The organism is Algoriphagus sp. oki45, from assembly GCF_036245605.1.
In the GTDB taxonomy this organism is placed as follows: Bacteria; Bacteroidota; Bacteroidia; order Cytophagales; family Cyclobacteriaceae; genus Algoriphagus.
Genome location: NZ_BTPC01000002.1, coordinates 29,968 through 52,402, shown reverse-complemented (window position 1 = coordinate 52,402; position 22,435 = coordinate 29,968). Strand labels below are relative to the sequence as shown.

Here is a 22,435-nt window from a genome sequence, read left to right as displayed (position 1 = left end):
AATCAACTTCAAACTATGAAAAAATTTCTCGTACCGATTGCAATTATTGCCGTAGTGGGCATCTTCATCTACACCAAAGCGGTGGGTACCTACAATCAATTTGTACAAAAAGAAGAAGTAATCAACGGACAGTGGGCCGAAGTGGAAACTCAGTACCAAAGAAGAGCCGATTTGATTCCCAACTTGGTGAATACAGTGAAGGGCTATGCAGACTTTGAGCAGGAGACCTTGACCGGGGTCATCGAGGCCCGATCCAAAGCCACATCCGTTCAGATCGATCCGACTAACCTGACTCCGGAGAAATTGGCCGAGTTTCAGCAGGCTCAGGATCAGCTTTCTGGAGCTTTAAGCCGACTGCTGGTGACCGTGGAGCGGTATCCTGACCTGAAAGCCAATCAAAACTTCCTGGAGCTTCAGGCCCAGTTGGAAGGAACTGAAAACCGAATTTCTGTGGCTAGAAGAAACTTCAATACTTCTGTGCAGGACTACAATTCCAATCTGAGAACTTTCCCCAACAACCTCTTCGCCGGCATGTACGGCTTTGAGACCAAAGGTTACTTTGAGGCTGCAGCAGGTGCTGAAAATGCCCCAACAGTACAATTCTAAGCGATATGGCTGAAAGATTATTTTCTCAGGAGGATAGACAAAGAATAATCGAGGCTATACAGGCTGCCGAAATGCAGACCTCCGGGGAGATCCAGGTCCACATCGAAAATCACTGCAAGGGAGAGGTGCTCGACCGTGCGGCGGAGGTGTTCGAAACCCTCAAAATGTATCAAACACAAGAAAGAAATGGCGTGCTTTTCTACTTGGCAGTGGTGGATCACAAGTTTGCCATTCTTGGTGATGCGGGCATCAATAGCCGGGTGGAGCCGGATTTTTGGGAAAAATCCAAAGATCTCATGGCTCAGCACTTTCGTCAAGGGCAGTTTACCCAAGGTCTTATCGCAGGTATAGAACAGGCTGGCTTACAGCTCAGCAAGCACTTCCCTTACAATCCCGACACCGACAAAAACGAATTATCGGATGACATTTCCTTTGGGTAAATCCCCACTTCTTTTCTTTATCCTATTCATCACTTGGGGAGTCAATCTCGCCCAGGATTTCCCTGCCGTGCCCAATCCTCCCCGGCTGGTCAATGACTTCACGTCTACGCTAAGTGCTCAGGAAGTCAATCAGCTGGAGCAAAAACTGGTGGCCTACAATGACAGTACCTCCACTCAGATTGCTATCGTGATGATCCGCTCGGTGGGAGACTATGACATTTCGGATTACTCCTTTCAGTTGGCTGAGAAATGGGGGATAGGAGGAGCAAAGAATGACAACGGTATTCTGATTTTGGCGGCGATGGATGACCGAAAGGTCTTTATCGCCACGGGATATGGAATGGAAGGAGCGGTACCGGATGCTTTGGCCAAGCGGATCGTATCCAATCTAATTGTGCCTAATTTCAAGATGGAGGCCTATTATCAGGGCTTGGACCAAGCTACGGATATGATCATCAAGCTGGCCTCAGGTGAATATCAGGCAGAAGAAGTAGTCTCCGATGGCAATCATGGGGGGGCGGTGTTTTTGCTGCTGCTTTTCATTGTGCTGTTTGTCATCTTGCCCCTGATCAAAAACAAAAATGACAACGACAATCACATGGGAGGTCGAGGTGGAGGAGTGGATCTCTGGACTACCATCATGCTGGCCAATATGCTGAAAGGCTCATCACGGGGTAAGTGGGGAGATTTTTCCGGAGGGAAAGGTTCTTTCGGAGGTGGTTTTGGTGGAGGCGGAGGCTTCGGCGGTTTTGGAGGCGGTTCCTTCGGAGGCGGAGGTGCAGGAGGAAGCTGGTAGAGTTCGGGTTCTTATTATCAACATCTACAATAGTTCCAGTTCTAATTCCACAAGGACTATTAGGGACGGAAGTCGGAAGAAGGAAGACCGAAGATTCCTGATTCTGAGCCTCCAAGCTAATTTGATCCCTGTTTATTTTTAACTCGTTATAAAAGCAGATGTTCAGATTATTTTAAGAGATACCATAAAAAAAAGCGCCCCTCGGCGCTTTTTTGATTTTCAGCTTTTGAAAAAATCAGATTACTCGCTCCAATTGGGAGAAGTAGAAATTTCCTTCAATAGCAGCATTTTCGTCAGAATCAGATCCGTGGACTGCATTTGCTTCAATGGATTTGGCGAAAATCTTACGGATGGTCCCTTCCGCAGCGTTAGCAGGGTTGGTAGCTCCGATCAGCGTACGGAAATCTTCCACTGCATTTTCCTTCTCCAAGATAGCTGCGATGATAGGACCGGAAGACATGTAAGCGCAAAGATCTTTGAAGAAAGGTCTCTCTTTGTGGACTTCGTAAAACTTACCGGCCAATTCAGGAGTCAGTCTCGTGGCCTTCATAGCTACGATTTTGAAACCTGCCTCTTCGATCATTTTCAAAATTGCACCTGAATTGCCTGCCTCAAAAGCGTCCGGCTTGATCATGGTGAATGTTCTGTTTCCTGCCATGGGATTGTATCTATTGGTTTAAATCGGTCGCAAAAATAGAGGTTTTCCTTTCAATTTCGGCTACACCCTCCAGGAATCTCTGCTATTTCGCTTATTTTCAGGGAGATTCACACTTTGGCATTTCTGAAAAAATTACTGACATTTGCAGGCTACTAGAGCCAATGTGCTGCTGAACAGATTCTAATGGAAGCTTTAGCTACATTTCAAAGAGAACTTTCTTCACCCAAAAAAATATTCATCACCACCCATGTCAAGCCCGATGCCGATGCTTTGGGTTCTTCTTTGGGTCTTGCCAACTACCTGTTGAAAAAAGGCCATGAAGTGACGGTGGTGACCCCTTCCGACTATCCCTCCTTTCTCTATTGGATGCAGGGCAACGATTGGGTTTTGGATTTCTCCAAAGACAGAGACAAGGAGCTTGCCACCGAAAAGCTGAATGAAGCAGATGTGATTTTCTGTCTGGACTTTTCGGTCCTCAACCGCGTCAATGAACTCGGAGAGATGATCCGCAAATCCAAGGCGTTTATTGTCAACATCGATCATCATCAGGACCCGGAGGACTTTGCCGACTTCAGATTTTGGAGTACCAAGGCAGCTGCCACCTGCGAGCTTATCTATGAACTGATCGAGAAGTTGGGAGATAAGGATCTCATCGATGCGGGCATTGCTTCCTGCCTTTATGCAGGAATCATGACCGATACCGGAGGATTTCGCCATCCCAATACGACCAAAAACGTCCATCTCGTCGTGGCAGAGCTGATTGATTTGGGGGCTGATCCTTCTCAGATTTCCAATTTGATCTATGACTCCAATTCGGTCAATCGACTGAAATTTATCGGGTTTGCGATCACCCGAAGGTTGGTGGTCAGGGAAGACATTCACACGGCCTATTTTGTCATCAGCAAAAAAGATCTTAAAAAATATCAAAGTCAGACCGGTGACACAGAGGGACTGGTCAATTATGCTCTATCTTTGGACGGCATTAAGCTGGCTGCACTTTTCTCAGAGCGGGAGGACGGAATAAAAATTTCCTTCCGATCCAGTCCTGAAGTAGCGGTCAACAAGTTTGCTGCGTCTTACTTCGAAGGAGGTGGACATAAAAACGCCGCAGGAGGAAAGTCCATGCTTAGCCTGAAAGAGACCGTCGAGGTTTTTGAACGACTCGTCGAGAAATGTCAGGAGCAGCTTTTCCAAACCGAAGGCATCAGCGCCGAGTAATCGGAAAACAACAGAAAATTGAAAATTCACTTAAAATTTATGAAAACCAAAAACAGCCTTTTGGCAGTCCTGACCCTCGTAATCGGTCTGGGTACGCTTACCTCCTGCAAGAAAACTCAAGTCACTGAAAAAGACGGAATCGAGTACACCTACGTGAAGGAGGGTTCCGATAAAGCTCCCAACGGTGACTTTATCCTTTACAACTTGGTCATCACCAATGCCGAGGATTCGGTCATCTACAGCACCTTGGATCAGCCTTTCCCAGGTTATCTGATGGCAAATGATTCCCTCCCTGCTCAAAATGGCATGGATGAGATTTTTCTCAATCTGAAACAAGGTGACTCCATCACTTTTCAATCTACTGCCAACATCATCTTCAGCGGTAATTTCCCTGCATTTCTTCAGGGAGAAGATCAGTTGACTGTAAAGTTGGGCGCTTTTGCCGTTAAGACGGAAGCAGAAATGCAATCCTACTACGAAGAGGTGATGATGGCCGAGCAGGCTAAAAGTGCCGAGAGAGCTAAAACCCTGATGGTGGAGCAAGCAGCTACGATCGAAGCTTATGCAGCAGAGAAAGGGCTGAATGCACAAAAAACTGAAAACGGACTCTACTACGTGATCGAGCAAGAGGGAACAGGCGATGCTGTGACTCCGGGTACTACCATGTATGTAAACTATGCAGGATACCTATTGGACGGTACTTTGTTTGATACCTCTTGGGAAGAAATCGCAAAAGCCAACAATGTTTTCAATGAAGGCAGACCTTATGAACCCCTTCCTGTCAATGTAGGCATGGGCCAAGTCATCCCAGGTTGGGACGAAGGTTTGATGCTATTGAAAAAAGGATCCAAGGGCAAATTCCTGATTCCTTCTCCCCTAGCTTATGGCGAAGCCGGTGCAGGAGCGATGATCCCTGGAAACTCCATTTTGGTTTTTGACGTAGAAGTGGTCGACGTTCAAAAATAATCCCCCAAAAATTAACTAAACCAATATCTATGAATCCAAGACTTAAAGCCCTTTTTACTGTCCTTATTGGCTCTTTCGCAGCCCTATCTTGCGTGGATCCTGATCAGACCCAAGAAGTGCTTTTGGAAAGGGACAAGGAGGCTATTGAAAAGTATTTATTGGAAAATCCCATTCCTTCTGTCAAAGAATTCTCAGAGCCGATTGAAGGATTTTACATGTTTTGGGAAGTGTCTGTAGACCCTGAGCTAAATAATCTTCTCAGAGGGGATACAGTCCGAGTTGATTATACCGGTAAACTCTTGTCAAATAAAGTTTTTGATACCTCCATCGAACAAATTGCAAGAGACAATGGGGTTTTTGATGCGAATAGAAACTATCAGCCTCTCCGATTTGCCGTGGGAAATGGTTTTGCGATTTCAGGATTTGAATTTGCATTATCTCTTATGAGAGCTGGAGAAAAAGCTACGGTGATTTTCCCGTCGCGATTAGGATACGGCTCTCAGCCTAATGGACCAGTACCTGCCAATTCACCGCTTATTTTCGAATTAGACCTGATTGAAGTCAAAAATGGTCTAAACCACCTGAATCCATGAAATTATTCCGAAATCTCTTTTTCTTTTCTGTCCTAGCGTATTTGGCTTCCTGTGAGCCGAATAATCCATTTGTCACGGGCCCTGTCTATGATGCAGCGGGTAACTTGGCTATAGACAGAGAGAAGATAGATGCCTTCTTGGATACCGCAAGGATAGACAGCCTCTACCGAATTCATGACCCCTCCGGAGTGGTGATTATTGTGCAGGAAGATGGAGTGGGTACCAGACCTGGTATCAATTCGGTGGTATATACTGAATATACTGGATACCTGATGTCTGACTACACCGTTTTTGATACTACTGATGAAGATATAGCCCGTGAAAACGGAATATTTTCTGAATCCAGAGATTATGTGACATTCCGGTTTGTTTTAGGCACAGGCCAGGTGATTCAGGGTTGGGATTTGGGCTATCGAAGATTAAGACCCGGAACCAAAGGACAAATGATTATACCTTCGCCTTACGGATATCGGGATCAGGCAGTTGGGGAAAGAATCCCCGAAAACTCCATCTTGATTTTCGATTTTGACTTCCTTGGAATAGACTAAGAAAAGGCCTTCGGGCCTTTTTTCATTTAAACAGTCGTGGAAAAAAAGCAGGTACCTTCATTTGATACTCTCGATACTTTTCCCCAAAAAATTCCAACAGATTTTGCTCTTCAAAATAAATCCCAAAGGGCAAATACACCATCAGGCATGCCAAGTGAATCCCTGCCCCCAAAGTACCGGAAACTATAAAATAGCCCCCAAAAATCAGCAATAGTCCCAAGTAGAGGGGGTGCCTGACTTTGGAATAGATGCCTTGGATAATCAGGTCATTAGTATCAGGTTCGGATTCGATCAGAAATTTTCTCACCGATATCTCCCGTATCGATCTCAGCAAAACAATCACTCCAAGGGTGGCGACCAAATAGCCCAAATGGCTGAGGATTTGGATGGGAGGAAAAAGAAGTTGCGGAGGCAAAAGAGAGGCCTGAACCAAAAGAAGAAAAAACAAAACCAAAGAAAGCAAAGAGTAAAGGAGTCGGTAGTTTTTGTAAAAGTTTGGCCACTTCGCCTTTAAAATTCTTTTTAACTTGGTCGCAGCAAGCGCAGAATGAATCGTATAAAATACAGCCCAGCTTAAGGCCATTAGCAAATAGGGCACCATTCGAAAATTGTTAATTCTAATCCTAGACTTTTGTCCAAAGTATGAAAATCGGAATAATCCGCGAAGGAAAAAATCCACCTGACGACCGAACGCCCTTTACTCCGGAGCAGCTAAGCCAGCTCAAAGCCAAGTTTGGAGATCAGCTGGAATTTTTGGTTGAGTCCAGCCCCAATCGTTGTTTCAGCGATCAGGAATATCAGGAAGCGGGGATTGCTGTGGTGGAGGACATTTCCGAAGCAGAGATTCTATTTGGTGTCAAGGAAGTGCCGGTCAGTCAATTGATTCCCGAAAAGACCTATTTTTTCTTTTCCCATACCATCAAGGAGCAAGTCTACAATCGCCCGCTTCTACAGGCTGTTTTGAAGAAAAACATCCGTCTCATCGATTATGAGGTGCTCAAGGATGAAGAGGGAAAGCGGGTGGTGGCATTTGGCCGATGGGCAGGCATAGTCGGTGCCTACAATGCGTTTTGGACCTACGGACAGAAGACCGCCTTGTATGAAATCAGAAGAGCGCGAAGTCTCCGGGATTTGGAAGAAATGCATCAGGAGCTTCGCAAAGTTCAGCTACCTCCCATCAAGATCGTGGTCACAGGATCCGGAAAAGTGGGAGGCGGGGTCAAGGAGGTTTTGGATTCTCTGGGTCTTCGGCGGGTGACTACGCAGGAATTTCTCCACCACTATTTCGAAGAGCCGGTTTACGTGGTATTGGGTTCATCGGATTACAACCGTAGAAAATCCGACGGAGGATACGATAGGGAGGAGTTTTATGCCCATCCTGAGAAATACGAAAGTCATTTTCAGAAATTCGCAGAGGCAGGTGAGCTGCTCATTGCCGCTGCCTATTGGGCAAAAGGTGCTCCCAGGCTTTTCCGCTTGGAGGATATCCAAAGCCCGGATTTTGCCCTTTCGGTGATCGCGGATATCACCTGTGATATTGGGGGCTCGATCCCTACTACTTTGCGGGCCTCTACTATCCAATCGCCGGTTTATGACGTAGAAAGAGATTCCGGCTTGGAGATTCCCGCTTTCGGAAGTCAGACCAGCGTTTCCGTGATGGCCATTGACAATCTTCCCTGCGAGCTTCCCCGGGAGTCCAGTGGGGAGTTTGGGCGTCAGCTTTCCCAATGGGTGATTCCCGCTCTGTTTGAAGAAAATTCAGGCATTTTGGAACGTGCCACCGTAGCCCGAGATGGGGATTTGACTTTAGAGTTTATGTATTTGAGTGATTTTGTCCGTGAATCGAATGAAGAATCTTAACCGTTTTCTGGAATCCACCCTGTTGAAACCCACCATGACCGGATCCGATGTGGATATTTTGGTCCGGGATGCGATACAGGAGCAATTTGTAGGAGTATGTGTGCCTTCTTTTTGGGTGAAAAAGGTAAAAAGAGAACTTCAGCAGGAGGATATTCAGGTGGTGACTGTCATTGGTTTTCCTTTTGGATTTGAAGATACAGCCAGCAAGGTGGCCCAGACTCAGGAGGCAATCCGACAGGGGGCGGATGAATTGGATTTGGTTTGGTCACAGACAGCATTTCATTCCGGGATTAATTGGCCGAAGATTGAAATTTCCCAGATCGCCAAAATCTGTCACGAAGAAGAGCGAATACTCAAAGTGATTATTGAGACGGCTTACCTTTCTCATGAGCAGATTTGTGAAGCATGTTTGATCTGTCAGGATGCCGGAGCAGATTACGTGAAGACATCCACTGGATATGCGCCAACTGGAGCAAAGACCGAAGATATCAAGCTGATGAGAAGCACCTTGGGTTCAGGAGTGGGGATCAAAGCCAGTGGAGGGATCAAAACCTTGGATTTCGCGCTGGAACTGATTGCAGCAGGCGCAGACCGTATTGGTACTAGTTCAGCTTTGGGTCTGATGAAGGAAGTAAGGGCTCGGGAAAGCTAGTCTCTGCTGAAGAAAATCAGCAAAAATGGGATGATAAAGAAGGTAAGCAGGATGTAGGCAAATCCGATTACCCGATTTTTTACAGCACTTTTTCCCATAAATCGGGCGATTTGTACAGGGATGTTTCTGAGTCTGGGGAAAGGCAAAAAGATCAGCGCACCAAATCCATTAAACAAAATATGGACAATAGCTAAGGCGATCGCTGCTTCTGTTTTGTAGACCGAGGCGATTACTGCCGTAATTGTGGTCCCCAAATTGGCTCCGACGATAAATGGGAAAGACTTAGCCAAACTTACTTTTCGATTGGCTACAAGCGGTACCACAAGAGAAGTGGTCACCGTACTGGACTGGACTAGTGCGGTAAAAAAAGTGCCGTAAATGAAAGAAAGCCCTGATTTTTTGAATATGAGATCATTGATCCGGTTGAAATTATCCAAGACAAAGGTCTTGTACATCGTGGAGGACAGAACTTTGATCGCTCCGAAGACCAAAAAAACTGCCAAAATCATGGTCACAAAGGGAATGCTGATATGGTCTGTGATCCATTGGGTCAGTGGTCGAGTGAAAATCTTATTGTACACAATGGGTCCCTCAAAGGCATTGTCTGTGGCAAATAATGAGGCAATCTGCACAGCGATTTTGCTGAGGAATCCGAAATAGATTTCCAAAGGAAGAAGAATAATCACACTCAGAATATTGAACAAATCGTGGAGAATCCCTGCGGAGAGGGCTCTTCGAAACTCCTTTTTCTTCATGATAAAGGAAAAAGAGACTAAAGTCGAGGTAAGTGTGGTACCGATATTGGCTCCCAAAACCATGGGAACCGCCTGCTGAAGGGTCATATTTCCCGAGGCCACAATGGCTACAATACTTGCGGTCACAGTAGAACTGCTCTGAATCAAGGCAGTAACCAAAAGACCGATAAACAAGCTGATGAAGGGATTGCGTGTAGCGAGGAGAATCTCATTGGCCACGGTGTCGTTGATAGCGCCCATGGATACAGTGAGCAAGTCAATAGAGAAAATAAACAGTAAAAGCCCAAGTCCTACCTGAATGTAGTTTTTTACTTTTTTTGAGACATTGGACTTACTTAGTTCCTCACTTTCCATTCCCTAGACAATGAATTATTTTTGTGGATTACCCTGTGAAGGGATGTGATGTGCAGAATTTTTAATCAATTATTGAGCAAAAGTTGAATATTTTTTGAGAATAACCAGATTAAAAAGGCTTGTTAAAGAAGGTTTTTTGGCTAGTTAACAATTTGTTAACATGACCTCCGGATTATCTTCAGTATTTTGGCGCCAAAATCAAGCCAGCCCAGGCAATGAAGCAGAAGAAATTAGATCAAAATATCAATCAGGACAAACTTTCCCGTACAGCTTATGCGCTGTTTGATTTTACGAAAAGTGAGCGCCCTTTTTTAATTACCATTTGTATTCTTATCTCTATTGCAGGACTGATTACACCTTATCATTATGCGGCGATGTGGTTTGGTTTTGCCTTGGCAGCTTATTCAGCTATCGCAAATGACAGCATTCAGACCATTGGGACCTTCATCGCATCCAACAGCAAAAGACCTTGGTACTTGCTGTGGTTGTTTATGGGGTTGATTTTTGTGGGTACGGTGACTTACAGCTGGATGACTTATGGTGGGGATGTGAGTTATGAGCGATTGAGTGTGCCTGGTTTGGAAAAAGCTCCCGAAAGCTTTGTTTTTCTTCAGTTGGCTGCCCCTATCGTTCTGTTGATTATGACCCGGTTTAGAATGCCGGTTTCTACCACTTTCCTTTTACTCAATGTTTTCACCTACAAGGCGGGAACGATCGTAGACGTGATGACCAAAAGTTTCTTGGGCTATCTCTTGGCCTTTGTTTTGGCCATGGTGGTTTGGTTTGTTTTGGAGCGATTTGTCAAAAACTACCTAAAAGGAAAGCCGGCTCCCTACTGGATCTATTTGCAGTGGATCACCTCAGGTCTGCTTTGGGCAGTTTGGATTATGCAGGATGCCGCCAATATTGCGGTGTTTCTACCCCGACAGCTCAATCTGTATGAATTTTTGGCCTACACCGGATTTATCTTTTTTGGATTGGGTTTCCTTTTTTATCTGAAAGGAGACAAAATTCAGGATATCGTCAATGAAAAATCCAATGTGACTGATGTCAGGGCAGCTACTATTGTAGACTTGGTGTATTCTGTCATCCTAGTCTATTTTAAGATGTACAGCAAAGTACCCATGAGTACGACTTGGGTATTTATCGGTCTTTTGGCAGGGAGAGAATTGGCAATTGCTCTGGGTAAGCACAGCAAATCTACCAACCGAAAGGCCTGGATCTACAGAGCTTTCCGATTGGGAAGAAAAGACGTATTCAAAGCCCTGTTTGGATTGATTGTTTCTTTGATTTTGGCAATCATCATCAATGAAGGGGTACGAAAAGAAATCATAGATCTCTTTTAATCTACCCGGGTTTGGAGCTTTACAGTCACGAGTATTTTATGAATGAAGCCCTGAAGCAAGCCAAAATGGCTTTTGAAGAAGGGGAGATTCCGGTGGGGGCTGTGGTAGTGTCCAAAAACAGAATCATTGGCCGGGGCTACAATCAAACGGAGAAGTTACAGGATGTGACTGCACATGCAGAGATGCTTGCCATCACTTCCGCGGCTAATAATCTGGGAAGCAAATACCTTCCAGAATGCAGAATGTATGTGACTCTTGAGCCCTGTCCCATGTGCGCAGGGGCCTTGTTTTGGTCTCAAATCGGTGAAGTCCACTATTCAGCATCCGATCCCAAGCGCGGGTTTCATCAGTGTAATGAGCATATGCTCCACCCTAAGACCAAAATTTTTACCGGTCTGCTAAAAGAAGAGTCCGAAAGCTTGGTCTTGGAATTTTTCCGAAAACTGAGAGAATAAGGCTTTTTTATCGGTGAAAGAACCTTTTTGCCGTATGCAGGGTTGAAAGATTGTTACTTATTTTAGAATACATAAAATCAATGTTTAACCCAAAAATTCAATAATATGGCTTTTACTCTCCCATCCTTACCTTATTCTTTTGATGCGCTAGAGCCGCATATCGATGCCCGAACAATGGAAATCCACCATGGCAAGCACCACAATGGATATGTGACCAACTTGAATAATGCTGTTGCCGGAACAGATCTGGAAGGCAAATCTCTCGAAGAGTTGATGCAAGTAGCAGGTTCCAATGTCGCTGTAAGAAACAATGGGGGTGGTCACTGGAATCACAGCTTGTTTTGGGAAATTCTTTCCCCTACCGGAGGCGGAGAACCTACAGGAGATCTGGCAGGAGCCATTAATGCAAAATTCGGCAACTTTGACTCTTTCAAGGAAGTATTCAATAAGGCAGCGGCTACCCGATTTGGTTCAGGATGGGCATGGTTGATTGTGACTGCATCCGGACAATTGGAAGTGGTAAGCACAGCCAATCAGGACAATCCGCTGATGGACGTGGCTGAAATCAAAGGCACTCCTATTTTGGGTCTTGATGTATGGGAACATGCCTATTACCTCAATTACCAAAACAGAAGACCTGACTACATTTCCGCCTTTTGGAATGTGATCAACTGGGCAGAAGTAGATAAAAGATACAAGGCGGCACTTTAAGGCCTGATCCCCGATAATAGAATCCCGGACTTTAGAGTTCGGGATTTTTTTTGTCCTAAACCGAATAAAATATTGTCCGAATATGAAACAGGTTTTTTTCTTGGAAAAGGGGAAACATGCTTTTTCAGCTCATTTAGGGGGATTTCCTTCTGTTGGCATTTCATTTTCCTATAGAGTGGCATAAGACTAAGCCAACAAAACAATGAAAACGACCAACTTTATTTTTCTCACCGTTTTGACCTATCTCCTTGGGATAAGCAATCTGGCCGCCGGACCCAAAGAGATTTCAAAAATCTCCGGAAAGGTTGAGGATCAATCCGGTCAAGCCGTTCCTTATGCCAATGTAGCCCTAATTGCTGTGGATGGGGGATTGGTGGACGGAGCTGTTTCGGATGAAAACGGTTCCTTCACCATCGAATCTGTGAAAGCAGCCAAAGTCAAATTGGTCATCTCATCGATCGGATACGCTACCTATTCCTCAGAGGCTTTTGAATTAGTGCCGGGAATGTCCAAGGACTTTGGTAAGCTGGTCATTCAGGATGAAATGACCGGATTGGATGAGGTGACCGTAAAAGCATCCCGACCAGAAATCATCATCGAACCCGACAAGACCATCGTGAATGTCGAAGGTACAGTGATGGCCGAAGGATCCAATGCCCTGGATGTGGTCGGAAGATCTCCTGGTATCTATGTAGATCAGGACGGTAATATCAACCTGAATGGCCGTACTGGCGCTACTGTGATGATCAACGATCGCCCGACCTACATGAGCGCCACCGATTTGGCCAACTTTCTCCGGTCTATGCCTGCTGACAATATCAAAAGCATTGAAGTGATCAACAATCCTTCTTCTCGCTTTGATGCGGAAGGCTCCGCCGGAGTGATTAATATTCAGCTCAAAAAGAACACTGTGGATGGCGTGTTTGGAAATGTCATGGTAGGAAGCCAATACAATGGACAATATGCTCCCAATGCCGGTGCTACACTCAATGTGAAAAAAGGAAAGTGGTCCACCAACGGAACCTTGAACTACAACGAGTATGCAGTCTACAATGACTTGGATATCAACAGGAATTTTACCTTGGAAGAGGGTGTATCCAACTTCAATCAGGATTCCAGAATCACTTCCCGGTACAAAACCCCATCCTTTGTAGGCTCTGCCAACTATGAGATCAATGAAAATCAAAACTTGGGAATCAACCTTCAGGCCTCTAATTCCAGAGATATCAACACCAGTACCTCTACCACCGTAGTGACCAACCCAGGACAGGAATACAACAATTACATTGAATCTTTCAATGACTCCGAAGGAACAAGAAACCGGGTTTTCACGAACCTTCACTACGATGCCAAGCTGGATACAGTGGGTACCAAGATTTCGGCCGACGTGGATTTCACCTTGATGGATTCTGAAAACAGCTCTCTTTTGGACAATAGTTATTGGGCTGGAAATGATCCTGAGGGAGGCTTCTCGGACCGGGTATTAACGATTAATGACATGTTTTACACCATTCTGACTGCCAAAGTGGATTTCATTAAGCCACTGAAGGGAGGCAAAACGCTGGAAACCGGAGTAAAAGGAAGCTGGGTTGAATCTGACAACGATTTGGACTTGAGCCGTGCTGTGGGTGAAGGTCCTTATGAGCCGGATCCCAATTCCAACCGATTTATCTACAATGAAAATGTTCTGGCGGCCTATGCTATGCTCAAAGGTTCATTCAGCGAAAAATTCGGCTATCAGGCAGGTCTGAGAGGGGAGTATTCGGACATTACCGGCAACTCTGTGACTCTGGAGCAGGTGAATAAGCAGAACTATTTCAATCTATTCCCAAGCTTATTCCTACAGCAAAAGGTGAGCGATAAGTATCAGATCGTGTACAATGCCAACCGCAGAATTACCCGTCCCAACTACCGTCTGCTCAATCCTTTTGTGTACTACATCGATCCACTGACCTCGGAGCAGGGCAATCCTAATCTCAGACCTCAGTATTCTACCAATTTTGAAATGAACCACATCATCAAAGGAGCCTACCAGTTCACTTTGGGCTACAGCGTGACCGAGGATGCATTCATGCAGGTGTTTGAGCAGGATCAGGAATCCCGATCCACAACCACCTTCACGGACAACTTTGACAAAACCAGAAATGCCAACTTCAGAGCAATCCTTCCGGTCGAAATCAAAAAATGGTGGAACACCTCCAACATGGTGCAGGTGAATTACAATCAGTTTCAGTCCCAAATCGGGGAAGATGTTCTGGATGTGGATCAGGTATCCTACATGGTACGGACCCAGCAAAACTTCACTCTCCCCAAAGGATTCAAGCTGGAGTTGATGGCGATGTACTTGGGACCTCAGATCTGGGGTCAGGGAAGTATCGAAGGATTTGGATGGGTGGATTTGGGCGTGACCAAGTCTCTGATGAAGGATAAGTTGTCGCTGTCTGTGAATGGAACGGACCTTTTCCGCACACAGGTCATTAAAGCCACAGTCGACTTTGCGGATATCGATACCTCCTTTAGACAGTATAGAAGCAATCAGGGAATCCGCTTTACACTTCGTTATAATTTCGCCAAGGGCGAAAGCTTCCGGGTTAAATCCAGCACGGGTAGTTCCGAAGAAAGAAACCGTCTGGATTAAGCTAACTTGTTTTACTAAAAGCAAAAGCCTCTTCTTCAGGAAGGGGCTTTGTTTTTTTATGGAAAAAAATGAAGCTTAGCCCGATGAATTTCTGGGATTTTCATACACATCAAAAAGGGAAGGACCATTCGATCTTCAATGGAGAAGAAGAAAATGCCGGAGAAAGCAGGTATCGTTCCTTAGGAATACATCCTTGGACTTTAGATCAGTTTTGGGAGAAAAAATGGGATGATATTTCCAAGCAGGTGAAAGATTCCGCTTCCGTGCTAGCCATTGGAGAATGCGGCTTTGACCGAATCAAAGGACCCGATTTGGAGCTACAGAAAGCAGCGTTTCATGCCCAGGCCAAGCTAGCTTTTGAGTTGGGTATTCCCGTTATTTTGCATTCTGTCAAAGGGCACGATGTCTTGCTGGAATACCTGAAAAAAGAAAAGAATCCTCCGTCAATCATTTGGCACGGATGGAATTTAAAGCCTGATTTGGCTATCCGGCTATTGGATTATCCGGTATTTTTCTCCTTTGGACACCATTTGGAAAAAGAAGGAAGCCATGCCCAAGCTTGGCTAAAAGCCTGTCCTACCGATCGCATGTTTTTGGAGACTGACAATTCCAATGTGGAAATTTCTCAGATTTATCAGGCTGCTTCCCTAATTTTGGGCCGTTCTCCGGCGGAGCTCGCTCAGGGGTTGATCTCAAATTGGAATCAGATAAGCAGTAGAAAAATACAATGAATGATTTTGCTTGGCTCAGTAGGACAGAGCTAATCACTGGCCGCGAAGGTTTGGAAAAATTGTCCCAAAAGCATGTGTTGGTGGTAGGTTTGGGAGGTGTAGGTTCGTTCGCAGCCGAATTTATCGCTCGCTCAGGAGTAGGTCAGATGACCATCATCGATGGAGATACCGTGGATATCTCCAATGTCAACCGGCAGCTTCCGGCTACTCAGCTGAATGTGGGGCAGTCCAAGGCCGAATGGATGGAGCAGCGCTTGATGGCGATCAACCCCAAGATGAAGATTCAGGCAATTCGGCAATTTCTAAATCCCCATGAAATGACAGCTCTTTTGGAGGCTAATGAGTTTGATTATGTGGTGGATTGCATTGATAGCTTCACTCCAAAGATGCACCTGATCGAAGGGGCAAGAAAACGGGGCTTCCGCCTCGTCAGCAGTATGGGCGCAGGCGGCAAAGTAGATCCTACACAGATCAAAGTGGTGGACTTTGCAGATACCTATCAGTGCAAACTGGCCAAGATGCTGAGAAAGCGCCTGAAAAAGCGCGCGATTTATGGCGGGTTCAAAGCCGTCTTTTCTTCGGAGGAGGTGATCAAGGAAAGTTTGATGCTGACTGACGGAATGAATTTCAAGAAATCTGCCTACGGGACCATGTCTTTTTTGCCGGCTGCTTTTGGCTGTGCATGTGCAGCTACCGTGGTCAATGACCTCTTGGCCAGTTGATCAATTGAAATGGTAAAGGAAAATCAGAAGACCTGCGAAAGCAGGTTTTTTTTGGTCCTTGATTTCTAATTTGACTTCTACTTCAGCCTTAACGGTACCTCGAAGATTAGCCACATTTTTTAGCCTCGCGACGAGTCTCACCTCACTGTCTACCGTCACTGCTTGTGCAAAGCGGAGATTTTCGATCCCATAGTTGATCATCATCTTCAGATTATTGACCTGCACGATCTGCTCCCAAAGAAAAGGGACAATACTTAGGGTCAGATAGCCATGAGCAATTGTATTGCCAAATGCTCCCTCTTTCTTGGCTCGTTCTGGGTCACAATGAATCCACTGATGATCGTGGGTGGCGTCGGCAAAAAGTTGGATTTGATCCTGAGTAATCCGGAAGTAGTCCGAGGCTCCTAGTTCCTGACCATTGTATCGTTCAAAATCTTCAAAACTTCCGATAGATAAGGGTTGCATGGGTGGCTTTTTGATTTGGTGGCTCAAAATAGGGAATCGCTTTTTTTTTGCAAAAATTCACCCGTCCAAAAACGGTCTTGAAAGGATATAATTTGAATGTCGTAGAATCATGAAAAAATTTTTATAAAATTTAACCTAAAAAATTTTTATTGATTTTTCCTTCTTTTATACTTGTCATAATTTCCCTTAATTCATGTTTAGATTTCAAGTTTTTGCCTGCTTTTTATGTCTTTTTTTAGTAGACATGGGCAAAGGATTTTCCAAGACCTCTCCTCCCGTTTATTCTCAGCTTGAAGAAAGGCAGGTCGTCACGCTACATGCTGATTTCTCAGTAAGTCATGAGGTTACCAAAGATGTGCTGGTCATGTCCAGAGAGGGACTAGACCATGTACGGGTAGTGTTGGGATATGATAAGTTGCGGAGTATCGAGTCTTTCGAGGCAGAAATGATCAATCCCCTCACCCAAAAATCACTTTTGAAAACCAAATTGAAGGATCTCCGGGACGTGGCGCAGTTTTCTCAGGTAAATATTTTCGACGACAACCGACTGAAGATCTACGAACCTTCTACTTCTGTTTTTCCTGTTCTGGTCAAAATTCGGTATGTGATGAAGTCCAAAACGAACTTTGCTCTGCCGACCTGGGTGCCTGTACCCAATTACAATCAAAAGGTCAAAGAGGCCATCTTCTCTGTGGTTTATCCCGAACAGCTGGGGCTGAAGTACAAGGAGGTGAATCTGCCTACGGAGAAGAGAGAGTCTTTCGAGACAGGTTTGAAGACCGTTTCATGGATTGTTTCGGATTTGGAGGTTCAGGGCAAAGACTTCAAAAAGGAAGATGACTATCGACTCCTGCTTGCGCCAGTAAGGTTTGGATTGGAAGGCGTGGTGGGAGAAATGAGTGATTGGACCGGCTTGGCCGCATGGCAATATCAGCTCAACAAAAACAGGGATAAGCTACCCGATGCTTTCAAAGCCCAAATCCAAGAAATGGTGTCTGAGGCAGACACAGATTTTAAAAAGATTCAGATTCTGTACCAATATCTCCAGAAAAACTTCCGCTATGTGAGTATTCAGCTTGGTATTGGTGGCTGGCAAACTCAACTGGCCGCGGAAGTCTATCAGAATAAGTTTGGGGATTGCAAAGGACTCACCAATCTGATGAAAGCCATGCTGGCAGAGGTGGGGATCGAGTCGTACTACACATTGGTGTATGCGGGATCCAATGCCGATGATATCGAGGTGGACCTTCCCTCCAATCAGTTTAATCATGTCATCCTTCAAGTACCTTCGGAAACAGGCCCTATCTGGCTGGAGTGTACTTCGAGTACGCTACCGGCGGGCTATTTGGGAGAGTTTACCAAGGGCAGGCATGTCTTGGTAGTCCGTGAACAGGAAGGGTATTTGACCCAAACGCCAAGCTATACTACTGATAGTTGGAATACCTTGAGCAGCAAAAATAAAATCAAAATTGACCAACAGGGAAATGCTGCCATTGAGTCCGAGGTATCTGCCCAGGGAAATTTTGCAGTGACCCTGACTGATGTCAAATTCCATTTGGATACGCGACAGCAGCGGGATTTTCTCAATCGGAATTCAGGCGTATCAGGACTTCTGGTCAATGGCTTTCAGATTGATTTGCATCAGGAAGACTCCTTACCCAAAGCCAAATTGGCCTATGACGGAGCCATTATCAAATTTGTTCAAAGCACGGCGAAACGACATGTATTGAAATCCTTTTTGGGAAAAATCACCGAAGATCAACTGGCTTTTTCCAACCTATTTAAAACCGAAGAATACGAAATCCAGCTCCCAGAGCCATGGCAATCCGAATCCCAACTTCCCCAAGTTGACCTTAAAGAGGAGCATTTTACCGCATCTCTTCACAGTCGTTTGGATGGAGATCGGCTTTCCATAAGCATTTTGCTACAGGTCCGGCTTCCTGAGGAGTATTCAGCTGAAGAAAAAACGAATCTGGTCAAGCGCATCAATTCGACCTTTGATTACTCTTTATTGTTCTTAAAAACCCCTTCCCCAAGCACTATAATTAACCCATGAAGAAACTGTTTTTCCTTGCTTTTTTGGCCCTTTTGGCCGGATTTGCTAATGCACAAAGTCAAAAAATGGGAGACCTGTCTCCCGAAGAGATTGCTTACACTGAAGTAGCCTACGAACCGGGTTCTTCAGCTGTTATGCTGGTGGCTACGGCTGACTCCAAGTTTTTCTCCCAGATATTTGAGACCCTCCACTTTCGAAGAATCAAAATCCTGACCGAGGCAGGCAAAGAATATGCGGATATTAAAATCAGGTACTATCGGGGAGATAAAGGAACCGAAGAGATCTATGGAGAAAAAGCCCAAATCATCAACTTTGTGAATGGCAAGCCGGTAATCACCAAGCTGGAAAAAGAGAACATCTTCGATGTAGACTTGGGTGACGGATATCGGGAAAAGAGATTCGTTTTTCCGGATGCCCAAGTTGGATCTATTTTGGAATACACTTATCGAAAGGCTGATAAAAACCTGGAATTTTTAGATGGCTGGACCTTTCAAAATGCCATGCCTACCCTCTATTCCAAATATCAGGTGACCATGATTCCTCAATTGGAATACAAGACCATAGGCCAAGGATCTAATTTTTTCACCAAAGCAGAAAGAGAATCCAATAACGGGACCTATTCCTGGACGCTGAGAAATCTATATTCTCTCAAGGAAGAACCCTATATGAAAAACTACCGGGACTATGTAGACCGGGTTGAGTTTCAGTTGTATCGCTATCAGGTAGCGGCAACCACTTCGGGGGCTGAATGGAAGGACTTCCTCAGCACTTGGGAAAAGCTAGGTAATGAAATGATCGAGTACTATTCCATGAAGGGATTCTACCGGACCAATCCCATCGAAAAGGACGCCCTTTCTATTGATCTTTCCGGTGCAAATGAAACCGAAAAAGCAAGAAAGGCCTACTACTATATTCGGGATAATTTTACCAATGAAGGTGTGGATTGGATCTACACCAATCAAACTCTCCCTCAGCTTTTGAAATCCAAACAGGGGACTCCAGGAGAGCTGATTTTGGCCTACATGGGTCTATTGAAGTCCATGGGAATCTCCTGTGAGCCGGTATTGATCGGAAGTAAAGGATACGGGCGCAGTTCTATTGTTCCCTACCCATTCCTCAATCAGTTTGATGAGATTCTTCTACTGGCTACTTTGGATGGCAAGCCCCAGTTTTTGGATTTGAGTGATCCCTTGGCCCCATTCGGCTACGTGGATTTGGATAAGCACGTTTCTGGTGGACTATTGCTGAAGAAAAACCAAAGTCAATTGATCAATCTGGAAATCAAACACAATTCATCAGAGATGATTTTCTCGGACGTGATTCTTGATCCAGAAAGTGGTGAGCTTCAGATGAATTACAATGTAAGGAGCTCTTATTATGAAGGCTTGGACCAATTTCACCAAGTGGACAATCTGAAAAAAGCCGAAAAACCGCTGACCGATATGTTTGACATGGAGGAATTGGAAATGGAGTTGAGGAATGTGGAGGTTGAAAATCTTCTTGAGGAGAAAAACTACCTCAACACCAAATTCCAATTGGCAATAGCAGGTGCAGCGGACCAGGATATGCTGGTGTTTAATCCTTTCAAATTCTCGAGCTTTTCTAAAAATCCGTTTACCCAGGATTTCCGGGTTTTCCCAGTGGATTTTGGGTATTCCTTCCAGCAATCACTGGTAGCTAATATCCATATTCCTGAAGGCTATGAGATGGAAGACTATCCTACCGATGAGGTATTGACCATAGATGGTGCCCCCTTGATTTTTACTTTCAAGACAGAGCAAATCGGACAGTTATTCAAGGTCAATGCTAAAATCGAAGTCAGGCAGCCTTTGATCTCTTCGGAGCAGTATGTGGATTTGAAGTTTCTGATGGAAAGTATTGCCAATAAGCTAAATACTCCGGTGATTTTGAAAAAGACTGCCAAGCCCAACCCGTGAATCATTCCAAAAGTAAAGGGACCTATTTGGTAGAGGAGAAGATCAATAATTGGCTAAACACCTGTAACTTTCCGACCTACCAGAGCCCCCTTTATATGGCAAATTATCTTCATGGTTTTATTCCCGAAGAGCAGCAGCGGCTGATCGATCAGGCGGGTTTTTTGGCACCTAAGATCTTCAAAAAGATTGATTTTTCGGGATGTAAGCACCTGCTGGAGATTGGTTCCGGAGTTGGGGCTCAAACACAAGTTTTGCTTAGTCTTTTTCCTCAGCTGAAAATCACCTGTGTAGATTATTCTGAGGCTCAAGTAGATAAGGCCAAGGAGAATCTTAGAGGATTTGAGGATAGGGTCACCTTTTCAGTTCAGAATGCGATGGATTTGGATCTGGATCAAAAATTTGACTCCGTATACATTTGTTGGGTTCTTGAGCATATTGCGGAGCCCAGGATAGTATTGGAGAAAGTACAGAGACATCTTTTGCCTGGAGCTAAAGTTTTTCTGACAGAGGTATTTAATTCCACCCATTACACCTTTCCAAGCCTGCCGTTCGCCCAGAAATATTATAAGGCCTACAATGATTTTCAGAGTCGGATCGGTGGGCATCCCAACATCGGAGCAAGTCTTGGTAATCTCCTTCAGCAGGCGGGATTTACCCAAATTTCGCATTGGTTAGGCGGGTTCCACTTAGATCAAACCCACCCAGAAGAGCTGAAGGCTATGGTTTCTTTTTGGGTGAAATTGATGAAAAGCGGTGCTGGACATTTGATTCAAGCAGGCCTGATTACAGAAGAGGAGGTGAGGAAAATGGAAGAAGAATACCAAAAATTACCTGCCAATGAAAATGCCGTTTTTTTTATTCAATTTGTTCAGGCATTTGCTACTGTCTGATTCTCTATGAAAATAATTCGTTGGATCTTTCGCTTCATTTGGAAATTAACCCTCTGGTTTTTTGGGCTTTCCATCGGATTGGTAATTCTGTACCGATTTGTCCCAATTCCAATTACCCCTTTGATGGTGATTCGGCTTTTTGAGCAGGCGACCGATTCAAAAAGAGAAATGAGATTGTATAAAGATTGGGAGCCTATTTCTTCCATTTCCCGCCATGTTCCCCAAGCGGTGGTTGCCGCAGAAGATCAAAAATTCCCGCATCATAACGGCTTTGATTTTGAAGCTATGGAGAAAGCATGGGAAGGAAATAAAAAGGGAAAAAGAATCAAGGGAGCAAGTACCATTACCCAGCAGACTGTGAAGAATGCTTTTCTATGGCCAAACAGGAGCTATATCCGAAAAGGGCTGGAGGCCTATTTTACTGTTTTGGTTGAGTTCATTTGGGGGAAAGAAAGAATTATGGAAGTCTATCTGAACATCATAGAGATGGGAGATGGGATCTATGGCATCGAGGCGGCGGCTCAGCATTATTACAAGATACCTGCTGAAAAAGTCAACCGCAGTCAGGCAGCTTTGATCGCGGCAGTGCTTCCCAATCCTCTTCGATGGAACCCTACCAGGCCCACAGCTTACATCAAAGGAAGGCAGTCCTGGATCTTGAGGCAAATGAACAATCTTGAACCGGTAGGCTACGGAAAATAAAGTTGTATTTTTACCATTAAGATTGAATTATTCCGGAAATCTACAAAGCAGTTAGTCGAGGCATGGAGCTTTTTTGTTTTTCCAAATAGCCTCTGTCCTTTCAACCGAATTTTATTTTAAATCCCAATCTTTTCAAGGCGAAATTGAGGTATCTTTTTTCTGGCAAAAATTGTTTGGGACTTTTTCAAAAATTGCCTCTAAGTGCTCTGAGAGGCATAAAAAAAAAGCAAGAAAAATTTATCCACAAATTCAATTATTTATCCACACACCTACATCAAATAAGTGTAACTAATTGAAAACAAGTATATTAAAAATTAAAATGAGAGCCCATTTTGT

At 44.7% G+C, this 22,435-nt stretch carries 23 protein-coding genes; 19 read left to right on the top strand and 4 right to left on the bottom strand.

Annotated features, from left to right (window positions below; all coding sequences use genetic code 11):
• The first annotated feature begins 15 nt into the window (after positions 1-15).
• The 3 genes from AAA942_RS09820 to AAA942_RS09810 are packed head-to-tail and all read left to right on the top strand — an operon-like array spanning position 16 to position 1,842.
• A complete protein-coding gene (locus AAA942_RS09820; protein ID WP_338220086.1) occupies positions 16-606 on the top strand; it encodes a LemA family protein in 591 nt (196 codons plus the stop codon).
• 5 nt (positions 607-611) lie between these two features.
• Entirely contained in the window at positions 612-1,046 is a 435-nt protein-coding gene (locus AAA942_RS09815; protein WP_338220085.1) for a TPM domain-containing protein, read from the top strand.
• On the top strand, positions 1,027-1,842 hold the full coding sequence (locus AAA942_RS09810; protein ID WP_338220084.1) for a TPM domain-containing protein: 816 nt from the start codon (positions 1,027-1,029) through the stop codon (positions 1,840-1,842). Before AAA942_RS09815 ends, AAA942_RS09810 begins: the two co-directional genes overlap by 20 nt.
• A gap of 235 nt (positions 1,843-2,077) precedes the next feature.
• On the opposite strand, the gene AAA942_RS09805 is transcribed toward AAA942_RS09810, so the two are convergent.
• Positions 2,078-2,500: a nucleoside-diphosphate kinase gene (locus AAA942_RS09805; protein ID WP_338220083.1), complete on the bottom strand. Its 423-nt coding sequence runs from the start codon at positions 2,498-2,500 to the stop codon at positions 2,078-2,080.
• A gap of 183 nt (positions 2,501-2,683) precedes the next feature.
• On the opposite strand from AAA942_RS09805, the gene AAA942_RS09800 reads away from it, so the two are divergent.
• From AAA942_RS09800 to AAA942_RS09785, 4 genes are read left to right on the top strand one after another with little or no spacing between them, the layout of a single operon-like run.
• Positions 2,684-3,718: a DHH family phosphoesterase gene (locus tag AAA942_RS09800; protein WP_338220082.1), complete on the top strand. Its 1,035-nt coding sequence runs from the start codon at positions 2,684-2,686 to the stop codon at positions 3,716-3,718.
• Positions 3,719-3,757: 39 nt separating this feature from the next.
• A complete protein-coding gene (locus AAA942_RS09795; RefSeq protein WP_338220081.1) occupies positions 3,758-4,684 on the top strand; it encodes an FKBP-type peptidyl-prolyl cis-trans isomerase in 927 nt (308 codons plus the stop codon).
• A 29-nt stretch (positions 4,685-4,713) separates the two neighbouring features.
• Positions 4,714-5,277 (top strand): FKBP-type peptidyl-prolyl cis-trans isomerase, encoded by a 564-nt coding sequence (locus AAA942_RS09790; RefSeq protein ID WP_338220080.1) that lies wholly within the window; start codon positions 4,714-4,716, stop codon positions 5,275-5,277.
• On the top strand, positions 5,274-5,825 hold the full coding sequence (locus AAA942_RS09785) for an FKBP-type peptidyl-prolyl cis-trans isomerase (protein WP_338220079.1): 552 nt from the start codon (positions 5,274-5,276) through the stop codon (positions 5,823-5,825). Before AAA942_RS09790 ends, AAA942_RS09785 begins: the two co-directional genes overlap by 4 nt.
• A gap of 22 nt (positions 5,826-5,847) precedes the next feature.
• Here AAA942_RS09785 and AAA942_RS09780 read toward each other — a convergent pair whose 3' ends face one another.
• Entirely contained in the window at positions 5,848-6,423 is a 576-nt protein-coding gene (locus tag AAA942_RS09780; protein WP_338220078.1) for a methyltransferase family protein, read from the bottom strand.
• 44 nt (positions 6,424-6,467) lie between these two features.
• On the opposite strand from AAA942_RS09780, the gene AAA942_RS09775 reads away from it, so the two are divergent.
• Entirely contained in the window at positions 6,468-7,685 is a 1,218-nt protein-coding gene (locus tag AAA942_RS09775) for an NAD(P)-dependent oxidoreductase (protein ID WP_338220077.1), read from the top strand.
• Positions 7,672-8,337, top strand: a complete 666-nt coding sequence (gene deoC / locus AAA942_RS09770) for a deoxyribose-phosphate aldolase (protein WP_338220076.1) — start codon at positions 7,672-7,674, stop codon at positions 8,335-8,337. The genes AAA942_RS09775 and deoC overlap by 14 nt, the downstream gene beginning before the upstream one ends.
• On the opposite strand, the gene AAA942_RS09765 is transcribed toward deoC, so the two are convergent.
• A complete protein-coding gene (locus tag AAA942_RS09765; protein ID WP_338220075.1) occupies positions 8,334-9,446 on the bottom strand; it encodes a Na/Pi symporter in 1,113 nt (370 codons plus the stop codon). The genes deoC and AAA942_RS09765 overlap by 4 nt on opposite strands.
• 215 nt (positions 9,447-9,661) lie before the next feature.
• On the opposite strand from AAA942_RS09765, the gene AAA942_RS09760 reads away from it, so the two are divergent.
• The 6 genes from AAA942_RS09760 (at position 9,662) to AAA942_RS09735 (ending at position 16,049) form a co-directional block, all read left to right on the top strand.
• Entirely contained in the window at positions 9,662-10,792 is a 1,131-nt protein-coding gene (locus tag AAA942_RS09760; RefSeq protein ID WP_338220074.1) for a hypothetical protein, read from the top strand.
• A gap of 11 nt (positions 10,793-10,803) precedes the next feature.
• Positions 10,804-11,247: a nucleoside deaminase gene (locus AAA942_RS09755; protein WP_338220073.1), complete on the top strand. Its 444-nt coding sequence runs from the start codon at positions 10,804-10,806 to the stop codon at positions 11,245-11,247.
• Positions 11,248-11,352: 105 nt separating this feature from the next.
• Positions 11,353-11,958: a superoxide dismutase gene (locus AAA942_RS09750; protein ID WP_338220072.1), complete on the top strand. Its 606-nt coding sequence runs from the start codon at positions 11,353-11,355 to the stop codon at positions 11,956-11,958.
• 202 nt (positions 11,959-12,160) lie between these two features.
• Positions 12,161-14,596, top strand: a complete 2,436-nt coding sequence (locus AAA942_RS09745) for an outer membrane beta-barrel protein (protein ID WP_338220071.1) — start codon at positions 12,161-12,163, stop codon at positions 14,594-14,596.
• A gap of 68 nt (positions 14,597-14,664) precedes the next feature.
• Positions 14,665-15,327: a TatD family hydrolase gene (locus AAA942_RS09740; protein ID WP_338220070.1), complete on the top strand. Its 663-nt coding sequence runs from the start codon at positions 14,665-14,667 to the stop codon at positions 15,325-15,327.
• On the top strand, positions 15,324-16,049 hold the full coding sequence (locus tag AAA942_RS09735; protein WP_338220069.1) for a tRNA threonylcarbamoyladenosine dehydratase: 726 nt from the start codon (positions 15,324-15,326) through the stop codon (positions 16,047-16,049). Before AAA942_RS09740 ends, AAA942_RS09735 begins: the two co-directional genes overlap by 4 nt.
• On the opposite strand, the gene AAA942_RS09730 is transcribed toward AAA942_RS09735, so the two are convergent.
• Positions 16,050-16,514, bottom strand: a complete 465-nt coding sequence (locus tag AAA942_RS09730; protein ID WP_338220068.1) for a MaoC family dehydratase — start codon at positions 16,512-16,514, stop codon at positions 16,050-16,052.
• 193 nt (positions 16,515-16,707) lie between these two features.
• Between AAA942_RS09730 and AAA942_RS09725 the strand changes: the two genes are divergently transcribed.
• From AAA942_RS09725 to mtgA, 4 genes are all read left to right on the top strand, one after another.
• Positions 16,708-18,570, top strand: a complete 1,863-nt coding sequence (locus AAA942_RS09725) for a DUF3857 domain-containing protein (protein WP_338220067.1) — start codon at positions 16,708-16,710, stop codon at positions 18,568-18,570.
• The gene (locus AAA942_RS09720) at positions 18,567-20,507 is read left to right on the top strand and encodes a DUF3857 domain-containing protein (RefSeq protein WP_338220066.1); all 1,941 of its coding nucleotides are present in this window, start codon (positions 18,567-18,569) and stop codon (positions 20,505-20,507) included. Before AAA942_RS09725 ends, AAA942_RS09720 begins: the two co-directional genes overlap by 4 nt.
• Before the next feature lie 95 nt (positions 20,508-20,602).
• Positions 20,603-21,397: a class I SAM-dependent methyltransferase gene (locus AAA942_RS09715; protein WP_338220064.1), complete on the top strand. Its 795-nt coding sequence runs from the start codon at positions 20,603-20,605 to the stop codon at positions 21,395-21,397.
• Positions 21,398-21,403: 6 nt separating this feature from the next.
• A complete protein-coding gene (gene mtgA, locus AAA942_RS09710; RefSeq protein WP_338220063.1) occupies positions 21,404-22,099 on the top strand; it encodes a monofunctional biosynthetic peptidoglycan transglycosylase in 696 nt (231 codons plus the stop codon).
• Positions 22,100-22,435: the final 336 nt, after the last annotated feature.

Excerpts from the sequence above, each read along its gene's own strand:
- AAA942_RS09815 (WP_338220085.1), top strand. The coding sequence starts at position 612 with ATGGCTGAAAGATTATTTTCTCAGGAGGATAGACAAAGAATAATCGAG.
- AAA942_RS09720 (WP_338220066.1), top strand. The coding sequence starts at position 18,567 with ATGAAGAAACTGTTTTTCCTTGCTTTTTTGGCCCTTTTGGCCGGATTT.
- AAA942_RS09760 (WP_338220074.1), top strand. The coding sequence starts at position 9,662 with ATGAAGCAGAAGAAATTAGATCAAAATATCAATCAGGACAAACTTTCC.
- mtgA (WP_338220063.1), top strand. The coding sequence starts at position 21,404 with ATGAAAATAATTCGTTGGATCTTTCGCTTCATTTGGAAATTAACCCTC.
- AAA942_RS09810 (WP_338220084.1), top strand. The coding sequence starts at position 1,027 with ATGACATTTCCTTTGGGTAAATCCCCACTTCTTTTCTTTATCCTATTC.
- deoC (WP_338220076.1), top strand. The coding sequence starts at position 7,672 with ATGAAGAATCTTAACCGTTTTCTGGAATCCACCCTGTTGAAACCCACC.
- AAA942_RS09785 (WP_338220079.1), top strand. The coding sequence starts at position 5,274 with ATGAAATTATTCCGAAATCTCTTTTTCTTTTCTGTCCTAGCGTATTTG.
- AAA942_RS09725 (WP_338220067.1), top strand. The coding sequence starts at position 16,708 with ATGTTTAGATTTCAAGTTTTTGCCTGCTTTTTATGTCTTTTTTTAGTA.
- AAA942_RS09735 (WP_338220069.1), top strand. The coding sequence starts at position 15,324 with ATGAATGATTTTGCTTGGCTCAGTAGGACAGAGCTAATCACTGGCCGC.
- AAA942_RS09745 (WP_338220071.1), top strand. The coding sequence starts at position 12,161 with ATGAAAACGACCAACTTTATTTTTCTCACCGTTTTGACCTATCTCCTT.
- AAA942_RS09775 (WP_338220077.1), top strand. The coding sequence starts at position 6,468 with ATGAAAATCGGAATAATCCGCGAAGGAAAAAATCCACCTGACGACCGA.
- AAA942_RS09790 (WP_338220080.1), top strand. The coding sequence starts at position 4,714 with ATGAATCCAAGACTTAAAGCCCTTTTTACTGTCCTTATTGGCTCTTTC.
- AAA942_RS09800 (WP_338220082.1), top strand. The coding sequence starts at position 2,684 with ATGGAAGCTTTAGCTACATTTCAAAGAGAACTTTCTTCACCCAAAAAA.
- AAA942_RS09740 (WP_338220070.1), top strand. The coding sequence starts at position 14,665 with ATGAAGCTTAGCCCGATGAATTTCTGGGATTTTCATACACATCAAAAA.
- AAA942_RS09805 (WP_338220083.1), bottom strand. The coding sequence starts at position 2,500 with ATGGCAGGAAACAGAACATTCACCATGATCAAGCCGGACGCTTTTGAG.
- AAA942_RS09820 (WP_338220086.1), top strand. The coding sequence starts at position 16 with ATGAAAAAATTTCTCGTACCGATTGCAATTATTGCCGTAGTGGGCATC.
- AAA942_RS09715 (WP_338220064.1), top strand. The coding sequence starts at position 20,603 with ATGGCAAATTATCTTCATGGTTTTATTCCCGAAGAGCAGCAGCGGCTG.
- AAA942_RS09750 (WP_338220072.1), top strand. The coding sequence starts at position 11,353 with ATGGCTTTTACTCTCCCATCCTTACCTTATTCTTTTGATGCGCTAGAG.
- AAA942_RS09795 (WP_338220081.1), top strand. The coding sequence starts at position 3,758 with ATGAAAACCAAAAACAGCCTTTTGGCAGTCCTGACCCTCGTAATCGGT.
- AAA942_RS09765 (WP_338220075.1), bottom strand. The coding sequence starts at position 9,446 with ATGGAAAGTGAGGAACTAAGTAAGTCCAATGTCTCAAAAAAAGTAAAA.
- AAA942_RS09730 (WP_338220068.1), bottom strand. The coding sequence starts at position 16,514 with ATGCAACCCTTATCTATCGGAAGTTTTGAAGATTTTGAACGATACAAT.